21 protein-coding genes are annotated in these 25164 nt (G+C 65.8%); 8 read left to right on the top strand and 13 right to left on the bottom strand.

Translation table 11 applies throughout. The features are described 5' to 3' along the window. Positions 1-353: 353 nt before the first annotated feature. From putA to hemE, 5 genes are all read right to left on the bottom strand, one after another. The gene (putA, locus tag PMO31116_RS17910; protein ID WP_150567908.1) at positions 354-4268 is read right to left on the bottom strand and encodes a trifunctional transcriptional regulator/proline dehydrogenase/L-glutamate gamma-semialdehyde dehydrogenase; all 3915 of its coding nucleotides are present in this window, start codon (positions 4266-4268) and stop codon (positions 354-356) included. A gap of 181 nt (positions 4269-4449) precedes the next feature. Continuing rightward, a complete protein-coding gene (gene sorB / locus PMO31116_RS17915; RefSeq protein WP_150567909.1) occupies positions 4450-4791 on the bottom strand; it encodes a SorB family sulfite dehydrogenase c-type cytochrome subunit in 342 nt (113 codons plus the stop codon). Between the two features lie 14 nt (positions 4792-4805). Further along, positions 4806-6155 (bottom strand): SorA family sulfite dehydrogenase catalytic subunit, encoded by a 1350-nt coding sequence (gene sorA, locus PMO31116_RS17920; RefSeq protein ID WP_246185357.1) that lies wholly within the window; start codon positions 6153-6155, stop codon positions 4806-4808. A gap of 130 nt (positions 6156-6285) precedes the next feature. Continuing rightward, the gene (locus tag PMO31116_RS17925; RefSeq protein ID WP_246185358.1) at positions 6286-8649 is read right to left on the bottom strand and encodes a primosomal protein N'; all 2364 of its coding nucleotides are present in this window, start codon (positions 8647-8649) and stop codon (positions 6286-6288) included. 489 nt (positions 8650-9138) lie between these two features. Then, positions 9139-10248, bottom strand: coding sequence for a uroporphyrinogen decarboxylase (hemE, locus tag PMO31116_RS17930; RefSeq protein ID WP_150567911.1), 1110 nt, complete (start codon positions 10246-10248; stop codon positions 9139-9141). A gap of 285 nt (positions 10249-10533) precedes the next feature. Here hemE and PMO31116_RS17935 point away from each other — a divergent pair, with 285 nt between their 5' ends. Then, positions 10534-11328: a transporter substrate-binding domain-containing protein gene (locus tag PMO31116_RS17935; protein WP_150567946.1), complete on the top strand. Its 795-nt coding sequence runs from the start codon at positions 10534-10536 to the stop codon at positions 11326-11328. An 88-nt stretch (positions 11329-11416) separates the two neighbouring features. On the opposite strand, the gene PMO31116_RS17940 is transcribed toward PMO31116_RS17935, so the two are convergent. The 5 genes from PMO31116_RS17940 to PMO31116_RS17960 form a co-directional block, all read right to left on the bottom strand. After that, a complete protein-coding gene (locus PMO31116_RS17940) occupies positions 11417-12355 on the bottom strand; it encodes an alpha/beta hydrolase (protein ID WP_150567912.1) in 939 nt (312 codons plus the stop codon). 100 nt (positions 12356-12455) lie between these two features. Beyond that, positions 12456-12938, bottom strand: a complete 483-nt coding sequence (locus tag PMO31116_RS17945) for a CoA-binding protein (protein ID WP_150567913.1) — start codon at positions 12936-12938, stop codon at positions 12456-12458. Positions 12939-13687: 749 nt separating this feature from the next. Continuing rightward, entirely contained in the window at positions 13688-14476 is a 789-nt protein-coding gene (gene otnI, locus PMO31116_RS17950; protein WP_150567914.1) for a 2-oxo-tetronate isomerase, read from the bottom strand. Between the two features lie 56 nt (positions 14477-14532). Beyond that, on the bottom strand, positions 14533-15039 hold the full coding sequence (locus PMO31116_RS17955) for an energy transducer TonB family protein (protein ID WP_150567915.1): 507 nt from the start codon (positions 15037-15039) through the stop codon (positions 14533-14535). 108 nt (positions 15040-15147) lie between these two features. Beyond that, on the bottom strand, positions 15148-16383 hold the full coding sequence (locus tag PMO31116_RS17960) for a dienelactone hydrolase family protein (RefSeq protein ID WP_150567916.1): 1236 nt from the start codon (positions 16381-16383) through the stop codon (positions 15148-15150). 376 nt (positions 16384-16759) lie between these two features. Between PMO31116_RS17960 and arsC the strand changes: the two genes are divergently transcribed. After that, entirely contained in the window at positions 16760-17116 is a 357-nt protein-coding gene (gene arsC, locus PMO31116_RS17965; RefSeq protein ID WP_150567917.1) for an arsenate reductase (glutaredoxin), read from the top strand. A gap of 113 nt (positions 17117-17229) precedes the next feature. Here the strand turns inward: arsC and PMO31116_RS17970 are convergent, their stop codons facing one another. Both PMO31116_RS17970 and PMO31116_RS17975 read right to left on the bottom strand, forming a co-directional pair. Beyond that, positions 17230-17988 (bottom strand): 3'-5' exonuclease family protein, encoded by a 759-nt coding sequence (locus PMO31116_RS17970; protein WP_150567918.1) that lies wholly within the window; start codon positions 17986-17988, stop codon positions 17230-17232. After that, positions 17985-18641 carry an MBL fold metallo-hydrolase gene (locus PMO31116_RS17975; RefSeq protein ID WP_150567919.1) on the bottom strand — a complete coding sequence of 219 codons (657 nt, stop codon included), beginning with the start codon at positions 18639-18641 and terminating at the stop codon, positions 17985-17987. Before PMO31116_RS17975 ends, PMO31116_RS17970 begins: the two co-directional genes overlap by 4 nt. Before the next feature lie 249 nt (positions 18642-18890). Here PMO31116_RS17975 and PMO31116_RS17980 point away from each other — a divergent pair, with 249 nt between their 5' ends. The 4 genes from PMO31116_RS17980 (at position 18891) to PMO31116_RS17995 (ending at position 22843) form a co-directional block, all read left to right on the top strand. Beyond that, complete coding sequence (locus PMO31116_RS17980) at positions 18891-19493, top strand: septal ring lytic transglycosylase RlpA family protein (RefSeq protein ID WP_150567920.1); 603 nt, start codon at positions 18891-18893, stop codon at positions 19491-19493. A 457-nt stretch (positions 19494-19950) separates the two neighbouring features. Beyond that, a complete protein-coding gene (locus PMO31116_RS17985) occupies positions 19951-20931 on the top strand; it encodes an ABC transporter substrate-binding protein (protein WP_150567921.1) in 981 nt (326 codons plus the stop codon). A gap of 206 nt (positions 20932-21137) precedes the next feature. Continuing rightward, on the top strand, positions 21138-22046 hold the full coding sequence (locus tag PMO31116_RS17990; RefSeq protein WP_023872591.1) for an ABC transporter permease: 909 nt from the start codon (positions 21138-21140) through the stop codon (positions 22044-22046). A gap of 2 nt (positions 22047-22048) precedes the next feature. Then, positions 22049-22843, top strand: coding sequence for an ABC transporter ATP-binding protein (locus PMO31116_RS17995; protein ID WP_150567922.1), 795 nt, complete (start codon positions 22049-22051; stop codon positions 22841-22843). Between the two features lie 184 nt (positions 22844-23027). On the opposite strand, the gene rsmI is transcribed toward PMO31116_RS17995, so the two are convergent. Further along, positions 23028-23912 (bottom strand): 16S rRNA (cytidine(1402)-2'-O)-methyltransferase, encoded by an 885-nt coding sequence (gene rsmI, locus PMO31116_RS18000; RefSeq protein WP_150567923.1) that lies wholly within the window; start codon positions 23910-23912, stop codon positions 23028-23030. A 92-nt stretch (positions 23913-24004) separates the two neighbouring features. Between rsmI and PMO31116_RS18005 the strand changes: the two genes are divergently transcribed. Continuing rightward, entirely contained in the window at positions 24005-24358 is a 354-nt protein-coding gene (locus PMO31116_RS18005; protein WP_150567924.1) for a YraN family protein, read from the top strand. A 146-nt stretch (positions 24359-24504) separates the two neighbouring features. Then, positions 24505-25092, top strand: a complete 588-nt coding sequence (locus tag PMO31116_RS18010; protein ID WP_023598436.1) for a phosphoheptose isomerase — start codon at positions 24505-24507, stop codon at positions 25090-25092. Positions 25093-25164 lie beyond the last annotated feature (72 nt).

The raw sequence follows: 25164 nt of genomic DNA on the forward strand, positions 1-25164 counted from the left end.
GCGGTGAGACGCGTTTATATGTCGGGGGCGGGCGCGACGATACCGTGAAAGCGCTCAGTGTGCGGAGCTACGGTAAATGCGGCTCAACGTGGGCCGCGGATAAGGCGCGGCTGACCGTCTCATGTCGAGCGGACACGCGAGGGGAGCGGGAAGCGTCGGTGAATAACCGCTTTTCACGTAAAGCGGCCGCACATGTTCGCAAGAATCGAACATGCGTGGCCGTCAGGCGCGCCTTGGGCGCGCCACGGACGCGATCGGCCGCGAGGTGCACGCTGTCAGATTTAGGACGAATCTTGCGAGATTCGTCCCCGGATCCGATGTCGCGCGCCGCGCTCCCGGCCGTCGGCGCTATCTCAGCCGATGGTCATGAGGTTGGCGTTGCCACCCGCGGCTGCCGTATTGACCGACACCGAGCGTTCGCACAGCAGTCGCTCCAGCGCGTAGTCTTCGCCCGCCGAGAGGGCTTCGGGCGAGAGGCCTTGCGTCGAGAGGATCGGGCCGTTGCGCGTGGCGATGCGACGGTTCAGCGTGAGCAATTCGTCGCTGTCGCCTTCGAACAGCACGGCGGCGAGCGACGGTTCGCCGGCCGCGTCGGTCCCAGCGGCCAGCACCGAGGCGCGCGCCTTGAGCGTGTCGGGCAGCGCACTCACCAGCTCACGCGCGGCGGGGCTGTCCGCGAAGACTGCCGTGTTGCCGGTTGCCAGCACGGCAGCCAGTTGCGTGCGGGCGCCCAGCGGCGTGGCGGCCACGCACAGCACCGGACCGCGCGGCTCCAGTCCGTACGTGTTGCGCTCGCCGGTCGGTCCTGGCAGCACGGCCGTGGCGTCGAGCGCCGACGTGGCCAGATAGCGATCCACGCGATCGATCGCGGCGGCGCTGTCCGACTGACGATGCAGCCAGTCGCGATAACTCACCAGCGGCGAGAGCGCGGCGTCGTTGCGGTTGAGCTCGGGAGCGAGCGCGGCCGGGCGCGTGGCGAGCAGACGCGGCAGATACATTGGACCGCCCGCTTTCGGACCCGTCCCAGACAGGCCTTCGCCGCCGAAGGGCTGCACACCGACCACGGCGCCGATCACATTGCGGTTCACGTAGATGTTGCCGACATGGGCGCGCTCGGTCACATAGGCGATGGTTTCGTCGATGCGCGTGTGCACCCCGAACGTCAGGCCGTAGCCCGTGCCGTTGATCTGGTCGAGCAGCTTGTCGAGCTGGGCGCGCTTGAAGCGGATCACATGCAGCACCGGACCGAAAACTTCGCGTTGCAGTGCCTTCAGATCCGTGAGCTCGATGAGCGTGGGCGGTACGAACGTGCCGTGTCGCGCGGCTTCGGGCAACGGCAGTTGGTCGACCGGGAAGCCCTTGGCGCGCATCTGCTCGATATGACGGTTGATGCCGCCTTGCGCTTCGGCATCGATCACGGGGCCTACATCGATGGAGAGGCGATCCGGGTTGCCGATCGCCAGTTCCTGCATGGCGCCCTTGAGCATGTGCAGCGTCTTGTCGGCGATATCGTCCTGCAGGCACAGCACGCGCAGCGCCGAGCAGCGCTGACCGGCCGAATCGAAGGCCGATGCGAGCACGTCGTACACGACCTGTTCAGGCAAGGCCGACGAGTCGACGATCATGGCATTTTGCCCGCCGGTCTCGGCGATCAACGGGATCGGACGGCCGTTGGCGTCGAGCCGTTCGGCCAGCGTGCGCGCGATGATGCGCGCGACTTCGGTCGAGCCGGTGAACATGACGGCCTTGGTGCGGGCGTCGGCCACCAGGGCGGCGCCGACGGTTTCACCCGTGCCGGGCAGCAGTTGGAGCGCGCCGGCAGGCACGCCGGCGGCCTGCATCAGGCGCACGGCCTCGGCCGCGATGAGCGGCGTTTGCTCGGCAGGCTTGGCGATGACCGGATTACCGGCGGCCAGTGCCGCGGCAACCTGGCCGACGAAGATCGCGAGCGGGAAGTTCCACGGGCTGATACACAGGACCGGGCCCAGCGGGCGGTGCGTGTCGTTCGAGAAGCCCTGACGGATCTGCGCCGCGTAGTAGCGAAGGAAGTCGACCGCTTCGCGCACCTCGGCCACGGCGTTGGGCAGCGACTTGCCGGCTTCGCGCACGCACAGTCCCATGAGCGTGGGCATGTGGGCTTCGAGCAGGTCGGCGGAACGCATCAGACAGTCGGCGCGTTCCTCGACCGGCGTGGCCTGCCAGATCGGCGCGGCGGCCACGGCGTGCGTCAGTGCGGCTTGCACGTCGTCCGAGGTCGCCTCGATCACCTGACCGACGATGTCGCGCAGATCGGCCGGGTTACGCACCGGGCGCGGGGTGCCGGTCGTGCGTTCGCCATCGGCGAGCATCGGTGCGGCGCGCCACGGCGTGCCGGCGCTCGCGAGCAGCGCCGACGACAGCGAGGCGAGACGATGTTCGTTGGACAGATCGAAGCCCGACGAATTGGCGCGCGACGTGCCGTAAAGATCGCGCGGCAGCGGAATCTTCGCGTGCGGCGCCCCCAGCGGTTGCACCTTCTCGGCTTCCGTCACCGGATCGGCGATCAGTTCGTCGACGCTGACGGTCTCGTCGGCAATGCGGTTCACGAACGACGTGTTGGCGCCGTTCTCCAACAGACGGCGCACAAGGTAGGCGAGCAGCGTTTCATGCGTGCCGACCGGCGCATATACCCGGCACGGTCGCGCGAGCTTGCCCGACGCGATGGGGCCGACGACTTCCTCGTACAGCGGTTCGCCCATGCCGTGCAGGCACTGGAATTCGTACTGGCCGGGGTAGTAGTTGTTGCCCGCGAGGTGGTAGATGGCGGAGAGCGTGTAGGCGTTGTGCGTGGCGAACTGTGGGTAGATCGCATCCGGCACGGCGAGCAGCTTCTTCGCGCAGGCGAGGTACGACACGTCCGTGTAGATCTTGCGCGTGTACACCGGATAGCCTTCCAGGCCGTCGACCTGCGCGCGCTTGATTTCCGTATCCCAATAGGCGCCCTTGACCAGGCGCACCATGATGCGGTGCCGGCTGCGTCGGGCGAGATCGATGATGAAGTCGATCACGAACGGGCAACGCTTCTGATACGCCTGCACCACGAAGCCGATGCCGTTCCAGCCGGCGAGTTCGGGGTCGAAGCAAAGCGCTTCGAGCAGGTCGAGCGAAATTTCGAGGCGGTCGGCCTCTTCGGCGTCGATGTTCAGGCCGATGTCATACGAGCGGGCCAGCTTGGCAAGCGCTTGTACACGAGGCAGCAGTTCGGTAACGGTACGCTCGTGCTGGCTTCGCGAATAGCGCGGGTGCAATGCCGAGAGCTTGATGGAGATGCCGGGGCCTTCGTAGATGCCGCGACCCGCCGAGGCTTTCCCGATCGCATGGATCGCCTGCTCGTAGCTGGCGTAGTAGCGCTGGGCGTCTTCTTCGGTCGTCGCGGCCTCGCCGAGCATGTCGTATGAGTAGCGGAACCCCTGGGCTTCGAACTTGCGGCTGTTGGCAAGCGCCTCGGAGATGGTTTCGCCCGTCACGAACTGCTCGCCCATCAGGCGCATGGCGATGTCGACGCCCTTGCGGATGAGTGGTTCGCCGCCGCGGCCGATCAGGCGAGTGAGCGCCTTCGTGAGACCGGCTTCGCTGGTCGTCGTCACGAGCTTGCCGGTGATCATCAGGCCCCAGGTCGCAGCATTGACGAACATCGAGGGCGAATTGCCCATGTGGGCGTGCCAGTCGCCCTTGCTGATCTTGTCGCGAATGAGAGCATCGCGCGTGGCCTTGTCGGGAATGCGCAGCAGCGCTTCGGCCAGACACATCAGCGCCACGCCTTCCTGGCTCGACAGCGAGAATTCGTGAATCAGGCCTTCCACGCCGCCGCCCGTGCTCTTGCCGCGCAACGCAACGACCAGCTTGCGGGCCAGGTCGGCGGCCTGCGTGGCCGTCGACGGCGCCAGCTTGGCCTGGCCGATCAGCACCGGCACGCATTCCGGCTCAGGACGGCGATAGGCCGCCGTGATCGCCGCGCGCAGCACGGATTGCGGTTGCACGTTCTGGGCAAATTCGAGGAAGGGGTGCGGTACGGTGTCGTCGCCGGCGTGGCCGTCGATCACCTCGGTGCCGGACTGGGTTGCACCACTGAGTTCGGGCGGCAACGCGCCGCTCTCGATGCGCTCGAGATAGGCGAAGATGGCCTGCTTGATGAGCCAGTGCGGGGTGCGCTCGATTTGCTGTGCGGCCGTCTTGAGCCGCGTGCGGAGGACGTCGTCGACCTTGACGCCAAGCGTGGTGTTTGCCATGAAAGGGTTACCTGAAGACGCAAAAACGTGACACCCATAGCGGGTGAATGGCGGCATCGTAACCGGCTTTCCGAGGAGGTGCAACCAGCGTCAAAATTCGGGTTGCACCGAGTCGGGGCGAACGGGCTTGCGGGGGAGGGGCGGTGCGGTGAGGCCCCGGGGGCGTCCCGGGGCCGAGGGGTTACTTCTGGTCGGTGCCGTACGTCTTGCCGAGGTACTCGGCGATCAGCTTGACCTGATCTTCGGGAATCGGCGCGCCGTACACCTTCACCATCTTCGCGACTTCCGCGTGCCAGAAAGCGGCGGGCATCGGCGGCTGGGTGTTGACGTAGTCCACGGAGTGACACATCACGCACCAGGCGTTGGCGGCCTGATGACCGGCAAGCGTGGAAGCCTTGAGCTGTGCGGTCTCCTGCGGCAGCTTGATCTCCAGGGCGTGCGCCGAAGACGCGCCGAGCGTGAGAAGGGCGCCGCTCAGGCCGGCCAGCAAGGCGGCGACGTTCGCAAATTTGACTGCGTTCATGATCGTCCCCTGTCTCAAGCCGCGACTACGCGCACGGATTCCACGCCGTTGCGCAGATAGCCAGCCGGATTCCACAACGATTGCAGCGGTTGCGTAACCCCTGCACGATTCGTCGCCCGCACTTTCAGAACATACTCGCCCGCCTGTGGCGGGGTGAAATTCGCCGTCCATTCGCGGAACGAGTATTTCGACAACTCCTGGCCCAGTTTCGCGGCGTGCCATGTCTGGCCGCCGTCGGTCGAAAATTGCACGTCGCGAATGCCTTCGCCGCCGTCGAATGCAATGCCTCGCACGCGCATGGCCTTGCCGGCGGCGACCTGCTGACCGTCGGCGTGGCTGGTAATGAACGAACGCACGGTGAAGCGGCCGATCGGCTTCGTCTTTTCGGGGGCCTTGCCGGGTTCGACGCAATTGCAGTCGTTATCCGGGATGCGATAGGCCGTGGCCATCCAGAAACCGTCGAATACCTTGTCGATGACGTTGATGTCGGCCAGGTGCTTGACCCAGTAAGTACCGTAGTACCCGGGCACGACCAGCCGCACCGGGAAGCCGTTGAGCATCGGCAGGTCCTTGCCGTTCATGGCGAACGCGATCATCACTTCGCCGTCCATCGCGTGGTCGAGGTCGAGCGCCTTCACGAACTCCGGCGTGGCAGGCACGATCGGACGGTCCAGACCCTCGAAGGTGACCTGCTTCGCACTGGGCGACACCCCTGCGCGCTCGAGAATTCGCTTGAGCGGAATGCCGCGCCAGCGGGCGTTGCCCATGGCGCCGTTGGCGATCTGCCCGCCTGCCACGCGCGGCTCGAAAAAGCCGCGGCTATTGCCCGAGCACTGATGGACGGCCACGATTTCCACGGGCGGGCCAAAGTCCTTCTTCAGCGAGGCGAGCGAGATCTCGAGCGGTTTGCTCACACTGCCGCCCACGCGAATGCGGTGCTTTGCCGGATCGATGTCGGTGGGGATGCCCGCAAGGTGATAGCGCACGAAGAAGGCGTCGTTGGGCGTGATCAGCCCGTCATTGAACACCTCGAAGGGCGTTTCCAGTTGTGGCGGTCGTGCCGTGAGCCGGATCAGCGGACGCTTTTGCGGATACGCGACGAGTTCGCGCTCGCCGTTGGCGAATGGCAGCGTGACTGTCGTCGGCGCGGTGGCCGCCGCGAAAACGTCGAGCGCCCGCCCGGCCAGCGTGGCCCCGACGCTCAGTGCCCCGGCGCGGCGCAGAAAGCGACGCCGCGAGACTTCTGCCAGCGCCGACTCCGGCGGCGCCTCGGAGAACGCGTATTCGGGCGGGAGAATGGGGGATGCGGCGGATACAGCGGTATGTGGCGCCGTGGGGGGCGCGCTCCGGTCGTGCGACTTCATCGGATGTCTCCTGTAGAACTTCTTTGTCGTGCAGATGACGTGAACCGTTCGTCGTGCGGCGTTCGACTTATGGTCGCATCGTCGGAGATTCTGGCGATGTTGTCAAATTTCCGGAACGCTGTATACCGATTTATATTTCGAGGGGATCCACTTCGAGGTGCCATCGCACCGGCGCCCGGAGAGCGCGCAGCTCGCTCATCCATTGCGTGAGAAAGCGCTGGAGCGCGCCGCGATGCGGGCTTTCCACAACGAGTTGCGCGCGCTCCGTGCCCGCGATCCTGACCATCGTCATCGGCACCGGGTCCCACAGGGAGATTCGCGGGTCGTTCAGCGCCGGGGTGGCGGCGATCTCGCGCGCCTGCCGCAGGAAGGCCATGGCGTCGTCGAGCTTGCGGGCCTCGGCACGCAGCAGGGCCTGGTGCGTGAACGGCGGCAGCAGTGCGACACGTCGCTCCTCCAGTTGCTGCGCGGCAAAGCCGGGGTAGTCGTGACGCATGAGCGACGCGAATAAAGGGTGCGAGGCGTATCGGGTCTGGATCAGCACGTCGCCGGGGCCGTCGGCCCGGGCGGCCCGGCCGGCGCGACCGGACACTTGCATGAGTTGTGCGAAAAGTCGTTCGGCGGCTCTGAAGTCGTGCGAGAACAGTGCGCTGTCGGCGTTGACCACGCCCACGAGCGTGACATTGCGGAAGTCGTGTCCCTTGGCGACCATCTGCGTGCCGATGAGGATGTCGACCTCGCCGGCATGCACCTGCGCGAAGAGCGCCTGTGCGCTGCCCTTGCGGCGTGTACTGTCGGCGTCGATGCGGGCGAGCCGCGCGTCGGGGAAGTGGGCCGTCAGCGCTTCCTCGATACGTTGTGTGCCGCGCCCGAGCGGCGCGAGATCGAGGTTGCCGCAGTCGGGGCAGGCGTGCGGGATGCGCGCTTCGGCGCCGCAATGATGACAGCGCAGACGGCGTTCCGGCTTGTGCAGCACCATGTGCGCGCTGCAACGGCGGCAGTCGCTGATCCAGCCGCAGGCGTCGCAATTGAGCACGGGCGCGTACCCGCGCCGATTCAGGAAGAGCAGGCTTTGCTCGCCCGCTTCGAGACGCGCCCGGAGGGCGGCGAGCAGCGGTTGCGACAACCCTTCGTGCACCTCGCGCTGGCGCTTGCGCTCGATTTCCATGTCGATGAGAGAAACTCGCGGCAGCACCGCGTCGGGTGTAGCGCGCTCGGGCATGGCGAGTCGCACGTATCGCCCCTGCTCGGCGCGCCGCCAGCTGTCGAGCGAGGGGGTGGCCGAGCCGAGCACCACGGGAATGCGCAGGCGGTTCGCCCGCCAGATGGCGAGGTCTCGCGCCGAATAGCGCAGGCCTTCCTGCTGCTTGTACGACGGATCGTGCTCTTCGTCGATCACAATCAAACGCAGATGCGGCAGTGACGCCATGATCGCCAGCCGTGTGCCGAGCACCACGCGGGCTTCGCCGCGGTGCGCCGCAAGCCAATGCCGGGCGCGCTCGCCTTCGGCCAGCGCGCTGTGCAGGGTGACGAGTGTCTCGTCCGGGAACCGTGTGCGAAAGACGCCTTCGAGTTGCGGCGTCAGGTTGATCTCCGGCACGAGCACGAGTACCTGCGCCTCGGGCTCGCGCAGCGCTTCGGCGACGGCGCGCAGGTACACCTCGGTCTTGCCGCTGCCCGTCACCCCGTACAGGAGGAACGGCGTGCAGGCGGGCGTATCTTCGGCGGGCCTGTCGGGCCTCGCCCGGGCGGCGGCCAGACGCCGCGCACCGGCGGCGGCGAGCGCCTCGTGAATGGCGGCTACGGCATCGGCCTGGCCGGTCGTCAGGGTGCGGTCGGCTGCGGGCGGGGCCGTGGCGCCCGACACATCCAGTGCGTTCAGGTCGCCGATGCTGTCGCTGTCGTCGCGTTCGTCCGCTTCGCGTACCGTTTCGTGAAACGGCACCGTTTCCACCACGACCCAGCCGGCGGCGGCCCACTGCTTGAGCACGTCGGCCGCTTTCGCGCAGAGGGCGCGCGCTTCGTCGGCGTCCAGCGTGCCGGCTTGCGCGAGCCCCTCGGCCAGGCGGCGCTGCGCGCGCAGCCGGGCGGGCACATTGTCCATGAGCGCGGGCAGCGCGCCGTCGGCCACGCGAAAGCGCTGCACGCCCCGTCGGGCGAGCAGGCGCGACCATCGCATCGGCGTACGAAGATGTCCGGGCACGGCGGGCAGCGCCACTTCCCCAATGCCGCGCTGGTAGTAGCGCGCGGCAAACTGCATCAGATCGCGCCAGTCGTCGCCGAGTGCCGGCAATTCGTGCCATACCGAAGTCACATCTCGCAGCTTCGCGGACGGAACGTCGCTGCGCTGCGTCAATTCCCAGACAATACCCACGACCTGTCGCCGTCCGAACGGAACCTGGACCAGTTGACCGAGGGACGCGGCCTGATCGAGACGATAGTCGAACAGGGTAGGAAGTGGCGTGTCGAGGGCCACGCGGGCGATAGTGGGCACTCCGGTACGCGAATCGGTGACCGGGCGCGATGCGTCGTCCAATGACGCAAAAGAGGGGGCGGACAAATCGTCGGCGCGGCTCAAACTTAAAGTGAATCCTGAGAAGTTTCGCTAAACCCCGGATTTGAGTCGGCTTTCCGGCGGGTGTGAGGCGCTTGTGGATAACTATGTTGAGAACTGTGGGGATTATTGCCCCTCAGCCTCGCCACACGGCCCTCGCGCCGCGCGGCGCTCCGACTTTGGGGCAAATAAAAAAGCTTTTTGATCAATAGCTTATGAATAGCGTGGACGGTACCTTGCCTGGCACTCCCACTTGCGGCGGCGCAGCGAGAATTTGTGCATAAGTCTTCGGGACAACGCCGCAAATTGGAAGGGTTCTTCGATGACTTGACCCTTGACATCGCGAGCTTCAAACGGCGGTTGGGTTTGCAGGGCAAAATGACCCGCAAAGCCGCGCCGACGCTGGCGCGGGTCACCGCGGGTCACCGTTTACGCCATCTGGCGCAGCTTGCGGCTATAACTGTGCACCTCGTCGACGAGCGCCGCGACGTGCTGGGGCTGCGTGAACTGGGAGATGCCATGCCCCAGATTGAAGACATGACCCGGTGCATTGCCATACGCGTCGAGCAAGCGGCGCACCTCCATCCGGATAGCCTCGGGCGAGGCAAAAAGGGCCGTAGGATCGAAATTGCCTTGCAGTGCACAACGTTCGCCCACGCGGCGACGCGCCGCAGCGAGATCGACCGTCCAGTCCAGTCCGATCGCGTCGGGGCCGGTCTCTGCGATGGCCTCGAGCCACTGACCGCCGCCTTTGGTAAAGACGATATGCGGAATGCGCGCGCCGTTCCACTCGCGGTGAACGCCGGCGAGCGCCTTTTGCATGTAGGCGAGCGAGAAGCGCTGGTAAAGGCCGTCGGCCAGGGCGCCGCCCCACGTGTCGAACACCATTACCGTCTGTGCGCCAGCTTCGATCTGCGCGTTGAGGTAGTCGCCGACCGCCTTCGCGTTCGTCTCGAGAATGTGCGTCATCAGGTCCGGACGCTCGTACATCATCGTCTTGACGGTGCGGAAGTCCGACGATCCGGCGCCTTCGACCATGTAGCACGCAAGCGTCCAAGGGCTGCCGGAAAAGCCGATGAGCGGCACGCGGCCCTTCAGGGCGCGGCGGATTTCGCTCACCGCGTCGAAAACGTAGCGCAGGCTGTCGAGATCCGGCGCGCGCAGGCGGCGCACGTCGGTTTCGGTGCGCAGCGGATGCGCGAAGCGCGGCCCTTCGCCGGCTTCGAACGACAGGCCGAGGCCCATGGCGTCGGGAATCGTGAGGATGTCGGAGAACAGGATCGCGGCGTCGAGCGGGAAGCGCTCGAGCGGTTGCAACGTGACCTCGGTGGCGTAAGCGGGATTCTTGGCGAGTGCCAGGAAGCTGCCGGCCTTGGCGCGGGTGGCGTTGTACTCGGGCAGGTACCGGCCCGCCTGGCGCATCAGCCAGATCGGCGTGTACTCGGTCGGCTGGCGCAGCAGGGCGCGCAGGAAAGTATCGTTTTGCAGAGCTTGGGACACGTCGCAGCGGTGGGTTGGAGGGTTTGGGCAAGCGGCCATTTTACTCGGGTATCCCGCGCGCGGTCGGTTTGCGGGCCGTTATGCCGCAGATAAGACGAAAAGCGGCCACGAATGAGCGTGAAGGTCGGGAAGACGTCACACCGGGCCATGCGGCCGGGGGAATGCCGGGGGCACGGGTATGGCGGGAAGACAACGCCGGGCCTGTCGTGACGGTTGGCGGCGCTCGTGTGTGTGATTAGTATTGGGCGTCGCGCACCGCATCGGACAGCGCGTCGGCACTTCGTCAATACCATCGCAGAACAACAGGAGACAAGCATGAATGCCATGAAGACGGCCGCCCGCGCGGTCCTCGTGGCGGCAACGGCACTCGCCGCATCCGCCACCTTCGCGCAATCCACCCCCGCACCGGCCGTCCATTCCCGGCTCGACGACATCGTGAAGTCGGGCACGTTGCGCGCTTGTGCCACGGGCGATTACAAGCCTTACTCGTATCGTCGCCCGGACGGACAGTTCGAAGGCATCGACGTGGATCTCGTCGCGTCGCTCGCGAAGTCGTTGGGCGTGAAGCCCGAGATCGTGCCGACCACGTGGAAAGGCCTGATGGCGGACTTCACCGCCGGCAAGTGCGATATCGCGGTGGGCGGGATTTCGGTCACGCTCGATCGCGCCGCGCGCGCCTACTACAGCCGGGTGGTCATGGTCGACGGCAAGTCGCCGATCGTGCGCTGTGCCGACGTGTCGAAATACCAGACGCTCGCCGACCTGAACAAGCCGAGCACGCGGGCCATTGCGAACCCCGGGGGCACGAACGAGCGCTTCGCGCGTCAGTACCTGCCGAACGCCAACCTCACGATCTACCCTGACAACGTGACGATCTTCCAGCAGATCGCCGAAGGCAAGGCCGACGTGATGGTCACGGATTCATCGGAGACGCTGCTGCAGCACAAACTCAACCCGACGCTCTGTCCGGTGAATCCCGACAAGCCGCTGCAGTTCGGCGAGAAGGCGTATCTGCTGCCGCGCGGCGACGACATCTTCAAGCAGTACGTCGACCAGTGGCTGAACCTCGCGCAGAAGACCGGCGAGTATCAGGCCGTCGTCGACAAGTGGCTGAAGTAAGCGCATCGCCCGCTGCGGCGGGCGAACGCCGGGTGAAAGATGGCGTCGGCCGTCTCGTCACCGGAATGCTCGCCTGAACGTCGCCGTGTCAGGCGAGCCAGTCCCGCAGGCGCTTCGCGGCGTCGTGCATCACGAGCCTCGCCTGCGGTACGAACGGCTGCAACCGTGCGAAGCTGTGCGTGAGACCGGCGGCCGGCACGACCTCGGCCCGGGCGCCGGTGCGCGCCACGAACTCGGCGTACGACACGGCTTCGTCGTGCAACGGGTCATACTCGGCCGCAATGACGAGCGTGTTCGGCAACGGATGCCGGGGCGCCTCGGCCATCAGGTTGACACGGACGTCGTTCGCCGCCGGCTCGGCATCGCCGAGGAACATCTTCCAATACCAGCGCATTTCGTCGCGCGTGAGCCCGACGCCGTTGGCCAGACGCTCGTAGCTCGGCGTATCGAAGCGAGGCTGCACCACCGGATAGATCAACAACTGCGCACCGATCATGCCCGGATGCCGGTCGTTGAACCATGCCGCCGCCTGCGCCGCGAGATGTCCCCCGGCGCTGTCGCCGGCGACGGCCAGACGATCCAGGCGGACCCCGAGTCGCGCCCGCTGCTCCGCTGCCCATGCGAGCGCCTCGCGCGCATCGTCGACGGGCGCGGGAAACGGATGCTCGGGCGCCAGGCGGTAATCCACGCTGAGCACGGCCACTTCGCCGTCCTGCGCAAGAAGGGCGGTGACCGTGCCATGCGTATCGACGTCACCCACCACCCAACCACCGCCGTGGAAGTACACCACTAGCGGGACTTCGCCAGTCACCGGTCGATACAGCCTGGCGCGCAGGTTGCGCCCGGGCAGGGGAATTTCGAGCGTCTCGCTGCGAAGCCCGGCCGGCAGCGGGCGCAGCGCCTCGGTGGCGATGGTGGCGAACCTGGCGCGCACCGCCTGTGGGCTCTGCGCAGCGGCGTCGGCGGGCTGGGGGTACTTGCGCCCCATTTGGTCGTAATAGGCGAGTAGATCGGCGTCGATGGTCATGTTGGCAGGCGGACGGCGTGGCGTTGTCGGAAAGGGATGCCGGGTCGATCCGGCGCTGGCGGAACGGGCCGCAGAACGCAATGGAAAGCAGGTCGGCCGGTCAGCGGGCGTTCGTGCGCTGACCGGCCGGTGAGACGCCCGCGCCGAGCATCTGCCAGCGCTGATGCTCGATCTTGACGCAGCGGTCCATCACGACGTCGAGCCCCGCCGCCAGCGCGACGGCCGCGGCCTCGTCGTTTTCGATGCCCAATTGCATCCACAGGCTGCTGGCGCCGATCGCGACCGCTTCGTCGGCAATCGGCGGAATGTCTCCGCTGCGGCGAAAGCAGTCGACCATCTGGATGCGCACACCCTCGGCGCGCAAGGCGTCTGCCGCCTCGGTCAGACTGGCGTAGACCGTCTCGCCCAGAATCTTCTCGCCCGAGTCGGCAGCCTGCGGGTTGATCGGCACGATGCGATAGCCGTGCTGCTGCATGTAGCGCGACGTCGTGTAGCTCGGCCGATCGGGCCGCGGCGAAAGACCCACGACGCCGATGACGCGGTCGCGCGACAGAATCTGCCCCAGTCGTTCAATGGTTTCCATGCGAATGCGGCCCCCGGGGCCGAAGCGGTGGTTGGACGAATTCGGTGTTCGGTGTGCGTCGCCGATGCCCCAAATGAGTGCGCCGGCGTATCGCGGAGGCGTCGCAGGGCGTCCGGGCAACCACTTTGCTGCCACGCACAAAGATTGAAGTTAGCACATTGACGCCGACGGCGTGCAACCCGGGCACCGAACGTGCCGACGCCGAAGCGGCGAACCCGGCATCCATCGAGCGGATGCTTCAGCGGGCGAGTTACTCAGGAATGCGAACCAATTCGCCGTCGCGATGGAAGCCGTGAAATCCTTGTGGGACAAGGGAGACAGGCCATGTGGGCGTGTCCGAATGCGCGCCAGGTGTTACAACCTGAAACACTTTGTTACCCCTCCTGCCAAACGTTTCCCACACAATGCATCTCAACGCTGATGTGCTTATCCCCCGGTAACGCAGCAGCGCGACTGTATCGGCAAACGCGTCCCCCGGCGCGATTGCGAGGTAGTTCGATGCAGTGCTCCGAATCTGGTCTCCTCGCGCTAACCCCGTAGCGTGTGGTTTTGGCGGGCCCGTGTGTCCCGCCATTTTTTTTGCCTGCGCGGTCCTACATCTTTCCTAACCCTTCCTCCGACATGTCGTGCGATTTGATTCGCTCTCCGAGTCATGTCCGGAAATCAATTCACTCCTGCGTAATTCCCTGACAGGTTTCATCAGTGGACGTCGGGCAGATGCCTGGTGCGACGTTGCACGCGCATGTCATTCACCGTGTGGCTCTGAGCCACGGTTTCAGCCAGCCCAGTCCCGCGCGCGTTGCGCCCTGCGGTCGGTATTCGCATCCCACCCAGCCCCCGTAGCCGAGTTCGTCGAGCAAACGGAACAGGAACGGGTAATTCACTTCGCCCGTGTCGGGCTCGTGGCGCGCCGGTACGCCGGCGACCTGCACGTGGCCGATGTTCGCGATGTGCTGGCGCAGCTTGACTGCCAGGTCCCCCTCGACGATCTGACAGTGATACACGTCGAACTGCACCTTGAGGTTGCTGGCACCGACGGCCTGACGAATGGCGTGCGCCTGATCCTGGCGCGTGAGGAAATAACGCGGGAAGTCGCGCGGATTGATCGGTTCGATGAGGATCGTGACACCGTGCGCGGCGGCCTGACCGGTCGCGTACGCGAGATTTTCGAGAAAGACGGCGTGGCACTGCTCGGGCGATTGGGCCGGGTCGGGACACCCTGCCATCACGTGCAGCTGGCGGCACCCCAGGGCGTCGGCATAGTCGAGCGCGCGCTCGAGGCCGTCGCGAAAGTGCGCTTCTCGCCCGGGCAGGGCCGCCAGACCGCGTTCGCCGTTCGCCCAATCGCCGGCAGGGCTGTTGAAGAGCACTTGCGTCAATCCGGCGTCTTCGAGCCGCGCGCGTATCTCCTGCGCGGGATGGTCGTAGGGGAAAAGGAATTCGACGCCCCGGAAGCCGTCGCTCGCAGCCTCGTGAAAGCGATCGAGGAACGGCACTTCCTGATAAAGCAGCGTCAGGTTCGCGGCAAATCGTGGCATGGAAATCTCCGTGGCCCGAAGCCGGGCGCTCAGGTGGGCGTATGCCCGTCACGATATCACTCCCCGTCGACCTGAGCCGCCGCCACGCTGCGCAACTGAAAACGTCCATCGTCGTTGAAAAGCCAAGTCTCCACGGCGCGTACGCGACCGCTGCTGTCGACCAGCGCGCGGCTCGGCGCGGGCAGCGGGCTTGCACGTCGCAGGCTGGCCACGGCAATGCGCTCGGCCTCGCGGTCGCCGTTGCTGCGATAGAGCAGCACGCTCGTGATGTTGCCGCCGCGATCCACCCAATACTCGAGCGATACCACCGAGCGCAGCATGGGCTGGGGATTGCCCGGCGTGATCTGTCGCGCATTGACCTCAGTGACGCGCTGCGCCGCCGCGACCTTGTACTGGTCCAGCGCGGTGAGCGGCGCCGGGCGGTGAAGCAGATCGAGAACGAGGGGCTTTTTGGGTTCGAAATCCGGATTGGCGCAGCCGGAGAGCGTCAAGGCACAGGCTGCCACGGTAAGCCAGCCCGCCGCCCGCCAGCATGGCAGGCGCGGGGAAAGTTGCGTATTCATCTGCCATCTCCCGCAACGTTGGCGACACTTCGCTATTCACGTCTTGCGCCAGGGGCACGGCATCTGGGCCGCGCCCCCGGCGTTCCGCCTGCCTTCCCGACGGGGGTCTCAATGCGGCCGGATGCCGTACGACCAGTTCGGCATCAGCGTATTGGACGGCAGGTTCTCATCCTGCAACTTTCGCGCGGTTTCGATGCCGGCCACCGGCAGGCCGGTGGGATCGAGCAAGCCGATCTGCACCAGTACGCTCGCCTGATCCCAGTAGATATGTTCGTGTTCAAGCTTGTCGCCCCGGAAGCGAACGATCGCCACGAGCGGAACCTCGACGCGGCGTCCCGTCGGCGCCACACCCGGCAGCATCCAGTCGACCGGCGTCGTGTGGGTGAACGAGAACAGCAACTCGTCGACGAGCTGGGTCGCGCCAATCGTGCGCGAAATCGGAATCAGCCGGGTGTCGGGTGGATTGCTGTCGACGAAGTGGTGGCGGTAAAAATGCGCGAGCTGTTGATGGCCGACCCCGCCCGTCATCGTGGGGATGTGATTGACGTACGGTTCGGCGACCATCGTCTTCATCAGCGGCTCGATTTCGCGGATGGCGAATTCGTATGCGCAATGCGTCTCCCACAACGATGCGAAATCGAAGTGCGGGCCGATCGCGCGTCGCAGGGCACCGATGGTGCGCTGATGTGCCAGCTGTGTCGCGGCCCGGTTGAAGTGATCGCCAGGGCGCGCGAACGCGTGATCGGCGTCGGGGTAGGCGTATAGCGTGACGTCGGGACGGCCGCCCAGCCGTGTCGCAAGCATGTCGCGCACTTCGGCGGGGGCGTATTTGTCGAGCTCGGCGATATGCAGCACCAGCGGCGGGTGGTCGGTGGCCAGTTCGTCGACGTGCTGCTCCAGCCCCACGCCGTAATAGCCCACGGCCACGTCAGCGCTCGTGCGCGTGACCGACAGCGCGGCAAGCTTGCCGCCAAGGCAGTAGCCGACGACGCCCACACCGCCCACGCATTCGGGCAGCGCGCGCAATGCATCGACGCTCGCCCCCACGTCCTCCATCCCGAGATCGACGTCGAAACTCTGGAACAGCGCGAATGCACGTTGCCAGTCGCCCGGCGTGTAGCCGAGGTCGATCCCGGGCTCGATGCGCCAGAACAGATCGGGGGCCAGGACGACGTAGCCCTCTTCGGCGTATCGGTCGGCAAGTTCGCGAATGTAAGCGTTCACGCCGAAGATCTCCTGACACAGCACCAGGCCGGGACCCTTGCCCACGCCTTCGGGAAGCGCCAGGTAGGCCTGAAAGGTCTTGCCGTCGCGCGACTTGATGCTGATGAAGCGTCCTGCCATGTCACTGTCTCCAGAAAAGCCGGATCGGGCGACGTACCGCGCTACTTGCCATCTTAGGTGGCGCCGGGCCGGTGCGCAGCGCGGTTAACACGTAGTCCAGGCACGAAGCGCGCGTAGAGCGGGGTGCCGGTCGGGCTGCGGCGCGTACGTCGAACGATGCGAAAAGTTAACGTTGAGAAGCGGATAAGAAGCGGATAAGAAGCGAATCAGAAGCCGATGAGACGCCAACCAACGTCCGGATCGGCGCCAGACGCGCGGCACCGGGGTCCCGCGAGTGGCGGTATCCGACGATACCATGCATACTCGGAGCGCACGTTCCAGGCGTGACGCAGGGCGTCGCGCCGGACGCTTTCTGGACGCATTGGATGGAGTGACCATGATCACCGTGTATCACAACCCGCGCTGCTCGAAGTCGCGAGAAGCGCTGGCGCTCGTCGAAGGATCCTCGGCCGTGGGCGGCGGCGACCTGCAAATCATCGAGTATCTGAAGACCCCGCCCACGGCGGCGGAGCTCAAGCGTCTGCACGCGCTGCTGGGCGTGCCCGTGCGGGAGATGATCCGCAGTAACGAGGCCGAGTATTCGGAACTGGGACTGGCCGATCCGGCATTGACCGACGACCAATTGCTGGCGGCCGTGGCAAAACATCCGAAGCTGTTGCAGCGTCCGATCGTCGTCAATGGCGAGAAGGCAGTGATCGCACGCCCGCCGGAGTTGGCGAACGGCGTGCTGTGACACGCCGCCGGGCGTGTCGGGCCTGACTGCGCCGCGCCGTGTCCGGGCGAACCGGCTTCGATGCGGCGGGCGCGTCGCGGTGCACGGCCCGCGTGGTGTCCTGCTGGCGGCGCTCAGCCGTGCGCTGCGCTGTCCTTGCCCGGACCGGCCTCGGGCGATTCGGCGTTGGCGGCCGCGGCCGTCGCCGGCTCGGCTGCCGAACCGAATACCGGCGCGTCGGCGTTGGCGGTGAGTCCGGCGCCTCGCCAGCCGGGCAGCTCGGTGAGCGTTTTTTGCTGCTCGCGCAGCTCGGCGAGCATGTTGCAGAACAGGGCGCCTTGTTCGAGCGCGTCGTCGAGTGCGACGTGCGTGTGCGGCAGCGGGTCGAGCCAGACCTGCGGCAGGCGCGGCTTTATGCACTTGCGATACGGCATGCCGGTCATGGCGAATGCGAGCGTTTTGATGTCGAGCGCGGACCACGAGAACGGGCAACGACCGACGAAGCGCATCATGTACCAGAACATGAACGTGAAATCGAAACCTGCCGGGTACGCCACGAACACCGGTTTGCCAGGAAGCTTCTCGACCCATTTCACATAGGCCTTGAGGGCCTTGGCCGGGTCTTCCGGATCGACGCGGCAGGCGGCCCATGCGTCCGGCTCCGTTTTCCACCACTTCATCGTGAGCGGATGCCCCTTGGCGTCGGGCAGGCATTCCAGGTTGGCGCTGAACGTGCCGATGAGCTCCTTGTCGGCCGTGTAGGCCGCCGAAGCGAAACTCAGCATCGAATGCGGGCCCGGGATGGGGCCGTCCGCCTCGACGTCGGTGCTGACGAAAATCTCCTCGTCCACGGGAATGATGCGCGATGGCGTGCGGGAGACGGCCTGGCTCATACGGCGCTCCGGGCAAGCACGGCGTCGGCAACATAAGGGTTGGTCTGGCGTTCCTGCCCGAACGTGGACACAGGGCCGTGACCCGGAATGAACGTTACGTCGTCGCCGAGCGGCCAGAGCTTGTTGCGGATCGATGCGATCAGGTCCGCATGGTTGCCGCGGGGGAAGTCCGTGCGGCCGATGGAGCCGGCGAAGAGTACGTCGCCCACGCTGGCCAGCCGCTCGTCCTTCGAAAAGAACACCACATGCCCGGGGGTATGGCCGGGGCAGTGGAACACATCGAGCGTGACGTTGCCGAAGCTCACGGTGTCGCCGTCGCCCAGCCAGCGGTCCGGCGAGAACGGTTCCGGCTCGGGGAAGCCGAAACGCGCGCTCTGCGCCTGAAGCTGGTCGATCCAGAAGGCGTCATCCGGGTGCGGGCCCTCGATCGGCACGTGGTACTTCGCCGCCAGCGCCCCTGCGCCGCCGCAGTGGTCCAGATGGCCGTGCGTGAGGAAGATCTTCTCCAGCGTTACCCCCTGACGTTCGATCTCGCCGGCGATCCGGTCGATGTCGCCGCCGGGATCGACCACGGCGGCGCGTCGGGTCGCATCGCATACGAGCAAGGTGCAGTTTTGCTGGAAAGGCGTGACAGGAATCAGGGTGACGTTCATGAGGTATCGGGGACGCGGTTTTTCGCTATTGTAAAACGGGCCGGGCAGCGCCCGCCCGGCGTGACGGCACGGTAGGCATGCGGCGGCGTTTCGACGAAATCGCGAGCTGTCTTGCTTGCCGCGCTCATTGGAGGCGGACCCTCAAATCGCCGTAACGCTTTGTAACCAAGTATTTGCGCGTAAGTGAACGCTCGCTGATAGGTTGACGAGGGGGGCGTGTTAAACTCTCGGGCTATGCGAACACGCGACATGCTCACACGGTTCGCGGTCTGCTGCGCCCTCGCCCTGACGTTGACAGCCTGCACAACGCCGCTCGAACCCACCAGCCAGACGGCTGCCGCCACCTCGGCGACAGGCGCGCGCACCCGTGCGCGCGAAGCCAGCGCACCAGTCGGCTCGAGCTTCGATCTGCATTGGCCCGGGCGGTCTTACCGCAACGGAGGTCTCAGCCCAGGCGATCCCGATGCACCGGAGCGCGACGGCGAAGCACGATTGCGCGCCGACGCCGGTACGTTCTTCCAGACCGGCATGGCTTCCTGGTATGGCAAGCAGTTTCACGGCAAGCGCACCGCCACCGGCGAAGCGTTCGACATGAACGAGGCCACGGCCGCCCATCCGACGCTGCCGCTGGGGAGCTTCGCGCTCGTGCGAAACATGGCCAATGACAAGACGGTGGTCGTGAAGATCAACGATCGCGGGCCGTACGCGCGCAACCGCATCATCGATCTTTCCTACGCCGCCGCCAAACAGCTCGGTTTCGTGCGGGCCGGTCACGCCAAGGTGGAGATCCGCCGACTGTCGCGCAGCGAAGTCGCCGCCCTGGGTCTCGACGACGCCAACGACGCTCGCTGAACCACGTTGGGGCGCCGAAGTGCCCCGAACCTCGTGGGGCGCGCCGACATCCACCGATCCTATTCCGAATTTCGTCTCGGGCGACGCTCGAAAAGCGGGACACCGATCGCCCGTTTGTTGCACAAACTGATGCACTCGACGTTGGTTTCTCTCACATTATTTCGTTTTTTACCGAATCTCATTGGCTGAACGCGTCGCACGAACGTGCGCAGGTGGAACCACTCGCGAACAAATCGGCTAATTTTTTTCTGATTGCCGCATCAATGTGCCACGAATCCGGTGCAATCCGATGTGCCACGGGCCTTTCCGAAGGTTGCGTCGGCAACCGTTGTTCGCTTCAGGGGATGTGGGTAGACTGTGCCCCACGCGCAGGTGCACGCTTTGTGTGCATCCGGACGATGCCCGCCGAGACTCGGGCACGGCGCACCTATCAAAAAGCATTCCTGGAGGAGTTTCGATGTCGACGATGGGCAAATTCGCCAAGCGCACCCTGTTGTGTGCGGTGGCCGCAACGTTGCTGGGGGCGACGGGCGCAGCATTCGCGCAAACGAAGTCGGTGGCCGTGCTGGCCATCGTGGAGCATCCGGCGCTCGACGCCATTCGTGATGGCGCACGCGACGAACTCAAGGCCGAAGGCTACGAGGTTGGCAAGAACCTGAAGTGGGAGTACCAAAGCGCGCAGGGCAATGTCGGTACGGCGGCCCAGATCGCTCGCAAGTTCGTGGGCGACAAGCCCGACGCGATCATTGGTATCGCCACGCCCACGGCGCAGGCCGTGGCCGCCGCGACGAAGACGGTGCCGCTCGTCTACTCGGGCGTGACCGATCCCGTCGCCGCGCAACTGGTCAAGAGCTGGGAGCCGTCGGGCACCAACGTGACCGGTGTGTCGGACCGTCTGCCGCTCGACAAGCAGGTGGCGTTGATTCAGCGCGTCGTGCCGAACGCCAAGCGCGTAGGCATCGTGTACAACCCGGGTGAGGCCAACTCGGTGGTCGTCGTCAACGAGCTCAAGAAGCTGCTGCCCGCCAAGGGCATGACGCTGGTCGAAGCGGCCGCGCCGCGTACCGTTGACATCAGCTCGGCGGCGAGCAGCCTGGCCGGCAAGGTCGACGTGATCTATACGAACACCGACAACAACGTGGTGTCGGCATACGAATCGCTGGTGAAGGTGGCCAACGACCGCAAGATCCCGCTCGTCGCGTCGGACACCGACAGCGTGAAGCGCGGCGCCATTGCGGCACTGGGCATCAACTACTACGATCTCGGCCGTCAGACGGGCAAGGTCGTCGTTCGTATCCTCAAGGGTGAGAAGCCGGGCGCGATCGCCTCGCAGACGAGCTCGAATCTGGAACTGTTCGTGAACCCGGGCGCTGCCGAGAAGCAGGGCGTGAAGCTCTCGGCGGATCTGGTGAAGGAAGCGAAGGAAGTCATCAAATAAGCAAGCGCGCGTAACACCGGCGACGCGGGCAACGCCCGTGGCGCCGGGATGCGACAGGGCGGCGCCAGGACACGATCTGTCCCCGCCGCTCTTTTCCTATCGAATGGGCGAGACGGCTCCCCCCGAACCGCGGTCGCACAACGACCGGCTTTGACCTGAACTGCCGAGACCCGGCATGGACCGTCTTGCGCAGTGGAATTACGAACATGTCCCTTTTTTCTATGATGGGCGCACTGGAGATCGGCCTGATCTTCAGCCTGGTGGCGCTCGGGGTGCTGATTTCCTTTCGCATCCTCAATTTCCCCGATCTGACGGTTGACGGCAGTTTCGCGCTCGGCGGCGCGGCGGCGGCGACGCTCATCGCCGGTGGCATGAACCCGTTCGCGGCCACCCTGGCGGCCATGGCGGCCGGCGCGGTGGCCGGCTTCATTACCGGGTGGTTGAACGTGCGCCTGAAGATCATGGATCTGCTCGCCAGTATCCTGATGATGATCGCGCTGTACTCCATCAACCTGCGGGTGATGGGTGCGCCGAACGTGCCGCTGATCACGTCGCCGACGGTCTTCACGCTGCTGTTGCCCGACAGTGTGACGAGCTGGCTGCCCGACTACGTGGGCCGTCCACTGCTCCTGTTCGTCGTGGTGGCCGTGGTGAAGTTCGGTCTCGACTACTTCTTCTCGTCGCAGCAGGGCCTCGCCATGCGTTCCACCGGTGCCAATCCGCGCATGGCGCGCGCGCAGGGCGTGAACACCGGGCACGAGATTCTGGCCGGCATGGCACTCTCGAACGCGCTGGTGGCCCTCGCCGGTGCGTTGTTTGCGCAGTCCCAGGGCGGCGCGGACATCTCGATGGGCATCGGTACGATCGTGATCGGTCTGGCGGCGGTGATCATCGGCGAGACGATCCTGCCGGCGCGCCGACTCATTCTCACAACGCTGGCCGTGGTGGTGGGCGCGGTGCTGTACCGCTTCTTCATTGCACTGGCATTGAACAGCGATTTCATCGGTCTGAAGGCGCAGGACCTCAATTTGGTAACGGCATTGCTCGTTGCGGTAGCGCTGGTGCTGCCGGCGACGCGTCGCAAGCTGTTCGCTCGCAAGAACGGAGGTGCCTGATCATGTTGAGCGCAAAAGACCTCAAGATCACTTTCAACCCGGGCACGCCGATCGAGAATCGTGCGCTGCGCGGCATGTCGCTGGAGATCCCGACGGGGCAGTTCGTGACCGTCATCGGCTCGAATGGCGCGGGCAAGTCGACGTTCCTGAACGCGATCAGCGGAGATCTCTCGGTGGATTCGGGCACGATCTCGATCGATGGCAACGACGTCACCCGAAAGACGGCGTGGCAGCGCGCGAGCCAGGTGGCGCGCGTGTTCCAGGACCCGATGGCCGGCACTTGCGAGGCGCTGACCATCGAGGAAAACATGGCGCTGGCGGTCAAGCGCGGCGAGCGCCGGGGTTTCGGCTTCGCGCTGAACCGGGAGCTGCGTGAACGCTTCCGGGAAAAGCTGAGTCTGCTGAACCTGGGACTGGAGAACCGGCTCTCGGACCGTATCGGCCTGCTCTCCGGCGGCCAGCGTCAGGCGGTCAGTCTGCTGATGGCGTCGTTGCAGCCGTCGCGCATCCTGCTACTCGACGAGCATACGGCGGCCCTAGACCCGAAAACAGCCTCATTCGTGCTGGAGCTCACGGCGCGCATCGTGCAGGAGAGCAAGCTGACCGCCATGATGGTCACGCACAGCATGCGCCAGGCGCTCGATTACGGCGAGCGCACGGTAATGCTGCACCAGGGCAAGGTTGTCCTCGATGTCTCCGGGGACGAACGCAAGGGGCTGGATGTGCCTGATCTGCTGCAGATGTTCGAGCGCACGCGCGGTGAGCAACTCGATGACGACGCATTGCTTTTGAGCTGATCGCTCGAATGCCCATGAAAAAGCCCGCTTCGGCGGGCTTTTTCTTGCGTCGATGCGCGGGAAAACCACGCTGTCGGCATCGGACACTTCCGATTTTCGAACACCGCGGCGTTGCCTCATGGAAGCGTGCGACGTGCCGAAGTTGGTCACGTTGGCCGCGATCGGGCGCATGCGGCACGCGGGTTCAGTCGTGCTTCAGCGCGAGGGCGCGTTCGTAGAGGGCGTTCTTCGGCGCGCCGGTGATCGCCGCAGCGAGCTTGGCGGCGCTCTTCGTCGGCAGTTCGGCAACGAGCAGGGCGAGTACACGTTCGGCTTCGGCGTCCACGCCGTCGCCGACCGCGCTTGCCGCCGCGCCCGATACCGCGAGCACGAACTCGCCACGCTGACGGTTCGCGTCGGCCTTCAGCCACGCCACGCCGTCCGCCAGTGCGCATTCGTGAATGTCTTCGAAGCGCTTGGTGAGCTCGCGCCCGATCAGCAGGCGCCGCTCGCCCGGCAGTCCATCCGCCAACGCGGCGACTGTCTCCACGATGCGATGCGGCGCTTCGTAGAACACATGGGCCGAAGTCGAGCCCGCGAGCGCCGAGATGGCCTGCGCGCGCTGCTGTGCCTTCGACGGCAGAAAGCCCACGAACGTGAATGTCTCGACCCACGCGCCCGCGGCCGAGAGCAGCGTGATGACCGCGCTGGCGCCCGGCACCGGCATCACACCGAGACCCGCCGCCCGCACCGCCTCGACCAGTCGCGCGCCCGGGTCGGACACGCCGGGCGTGCCGGCGTCGGAGATGTAGGCAATGCGCTCGCCTTCGCGCAAGCGCGCCACCAGACGCGTTGCCGCTTCGTTCTCGTTGTGCTGATGGGCCGCGATCAACGGCTTGTCGATGCCATAGCGCTGGAGCAACTGCGCGCTATTGCGCGTATCTTCGCAGGCAATGGCATCGACCATGTCGAGGATGTGAAGCGCGCGCACGGTGATGTCGGCCAGGTTGCCCAGCGGCGTGGCCACGACGTACAGCGTGCCTGTCGGGTAATGCTGGCCCTCGGCCAGCGCCATCAGGCGTTCATCCATGGCATTGATCTCCGGTCGGCGGCGTTGGCGCGCGGCGCGCGCGGGCTGGGGGGAGACCGGCACGGCCGGTAACGGTAAACATCGGAACAACCATGTCGAATCGGCGAGGAGAGTCGTTTGAAGGCCGTGCACAGGCGTTGCTCGAGCGCCGCGGCTGGCGGCTTCTGGTGCGCAACTATCACTGCCGTGGCGGCGAAATCGACCTCATTATGCGGGATCGGGAGGGCGTGCTGGTATTTGTCGAGGTCCGCGCCCGCTCGCGCAGCGACTTCGGCGGGGCGGCGGCGAGCATCACGCGGACCAAGCGGCGTCGACTTGCGCTTGCCGCGCGCCATTACCTGCTGCGGCGTCCGGCGGCTTGCTGCCGGTTCGACGTCGTGACCTTCGACGGGTGCCCGCCGGTGGTGCGCTGGCTTCCGGACGCCTTCCGGGCAGACGATCTCTGACGGAACCCGCCTGCGTCGGCCCTGTTACACTTGCGAAAGTGCCGTTTTCAGGACTGACGGCCTCAGAACGCCGGCCGGCGCGGACAACGACCCCTCGGGGCACCCGCGCGGGACTGGTGGCATTTGCGATACCCTGGCAAACGACCATGTCGATCGAACGAATTCAGCAACACTTCACGGATAGCGTCGCGACCAAACTGGCAGCGCGCGATGCGCTGGCCGACCCCATTGCCGCCGCGGCGGACCTCATGGTCGAGGCGCTGTCCAACGGCAACAAGATTCTCGCGTGCGGCAACGGCGGCTCGGCGGCCGACTGCCAGCACTTCGCCGCCGAACTCGTCGGCCGCTTCGAGCGCGAGCGGCCCGAACTGCCGGCGATCGCGCTGACGACCGATTCGTCGATCCTGACCGCCGTCGGCAACGACTACAACTTCGACGTGATCTTCTCGAAGCAGGTGCGCGCGCTCGGACACGAGGGCGACGTGCTGCTCGCCATCACCACGTCGGGCAATTCCGGCAACGTGCTGGCTGCCATCGAGGCGGCGCATCAGCGCGGCATGCACGTGATTGCGCTCACCGGCAAGGGCGGTGGCAAGGTCAACGGCGCGTTGGGCGAACTCGACGTGCACATTTGCGTGCCGGCCGATCGCACCGCGCGAATTCAGGAAGTTCACCTGCTGACCATCCACTGCCTTTGCGACCTGATCGACTCGGCGCTGCTCGGCGACGAGTGAACCTATTGTCGCCACGAGGCGTCAAGATCATGACGGGCACCGGGTCGCGGGGGCGGGCGGTGCCGGCTGGGC

Origin of the sequence: Pandoraea morbifera (genome assembly GCF_902459575.1) — a bacterium.
Taxonomy (GTDB): domain Bacteria; phylum Pseudomonadota; class Gammaproteobacteria; order Burkholderiales; family Burkholderiaceae; genus Pandoraea; species Pandoraea morbifera.

Excerpts from the sequence above, each read along its gene's own strand:
- putA (WP_150567908.1), bottom strand. The coding sequence starts at position 4,268 with ATGGCAAACACCACGCTTGGCGTCAAGGTCGACGACGTCCTCCGCACG.
- sorB (WP_150567909.1), bottom strand. The coding sequence starts at position 4,791 with ATGAACGCAGTCAAATTTGCGAACGTCGCCGCCTTGCTGGCCGGCCTG.
- sorA (WP_246185357.1), bottom strand. The coding sequence starts at position 6,155 with ATGAAGTCGCACGACCGGAGCGCGCCCCCCACGGCGCCACATACCGCT.
- hemE (WP_150567911.1), bottom strand. The coding sequence starts at position 10,248 with ATGGCCGCTTGCCCAAACCCTCCAACCCACCGCTGCGACGTGTCCCAA.
- PMO31116_RS17935 (WP_150567946.1), top strand. The coding sequence starts at position 10,534 with ATGAAGACGGCCGCCCGCGCGGTCCTCGTGGCGGCAACGGCACTCGCC.
- PMO31116_RS17940 (WP_150567912.1), bottom strand. The coding sequence starts at position 12,355 with ATGACCATCGACGCCGATCTACTCGCCTATTACGACCAAATGGGGCGC.
- PMO31116_RS17945 (WP_150567913.1), bottom strand. The coding sequence starts at position 12,938 with ATGGAAACCATTGAACGACTGGGGCAGATTCTGTCGCGCGACCGCGTC.
- otnI (WP_150567914.1), bottom strand. The coding sequence starts at position 14,476 with ATGCCACGATTTGCCGCGAACCTGACGCTGCTTTATCAGGAAGTGCCG.
- PMO31116_RS17955 (WP_150567915.1), bottom strand. The coding sequence starts at position 15,039 with ATGAATACGCAACTTTCCCCGCGCCTGCCATGCTGGCGGGCGGCGGGC.
- PMO31116_RS17960 (WP_150567916.1), bottom strand. The coding sequence starts at position 16,383 with ATGGCAGGACGCTTCATCAGCATCAAGTCGCGCGACGGCAAGACCTTT.
- arsC (WP_150567917.1), top strand. The coding sequence starts at position 16,760 with ATGATCACCGTGTATCACAACCCGCGCTGCTCGAAGTCGCGAGAAGCG.
- PMO31116_RS17970 (WP_150567918.1), bottom strand. The coding sequence starts at position 17,988 with ATGAGCCAGGCCGTCTCCCGCACGCCATCGCGCATCATTCCCGTGGAC.
- PMO31116_RS17975 (WP_150567919.1), bottom strand. The coding sequence starts at position 18,641 with ATGAACGTCACCCTGATTCCTGTCACGCCTTTCCAGCAAAACTGCACC.
- PMO31116_RS17980 (WP_150567920.1), top strand. The coding sequence starts at position 18,891 with ATGCTCACACGGTTCGCGGTCTGCTGCGCCCTCGCCCTGACGTTGACA.
- PMO31116_RS17985 (WP_150567921.1), top strand. The coding sequence starts at position 19,951 with ATGTCGACGATGGGCAAATTCGCCAAGCGCACCCTGTTGTGTGCGGTG.
- PMO31116_RS17990 (WP_023872591.1), top strand. The coding sequence starts at position 21,138 with ATGTCCCTTTTTTCTATGATGGGCGCACTGGAGATCGGCCTGATCTTC.
- PMO31116_RS17995 (WP_150567922.1), top strand. The coding sequence starts at position 22,049 with ATGTTGAGCGCAAAAGACCTCAAGATCACTTTCAACCCGGGCACGCCG.
- rsmI (WP_150567923.1), bottom strand. The coding sequence starts at position 23,912 with ATGGATGAACGCCTGATGGCGCTGGCCGAGGGCCAGCATTACCCGACA.
- PMO31116_RS18005 (WP_150567924.1), top strand. The coding sequence starts at position 24,005 with ATGTCGAATCGGCGAGGAGAGTCGTTTGAAGGCCGTGCACAGGCGTTG.
- PMO31116_RS18010 (WP_023598436.1), top strand. The coding sequence starts at position 24,505 with ATGTCGATCGAACGAATTCAGCAACACTTCACGGATAGCGTCGCGACC.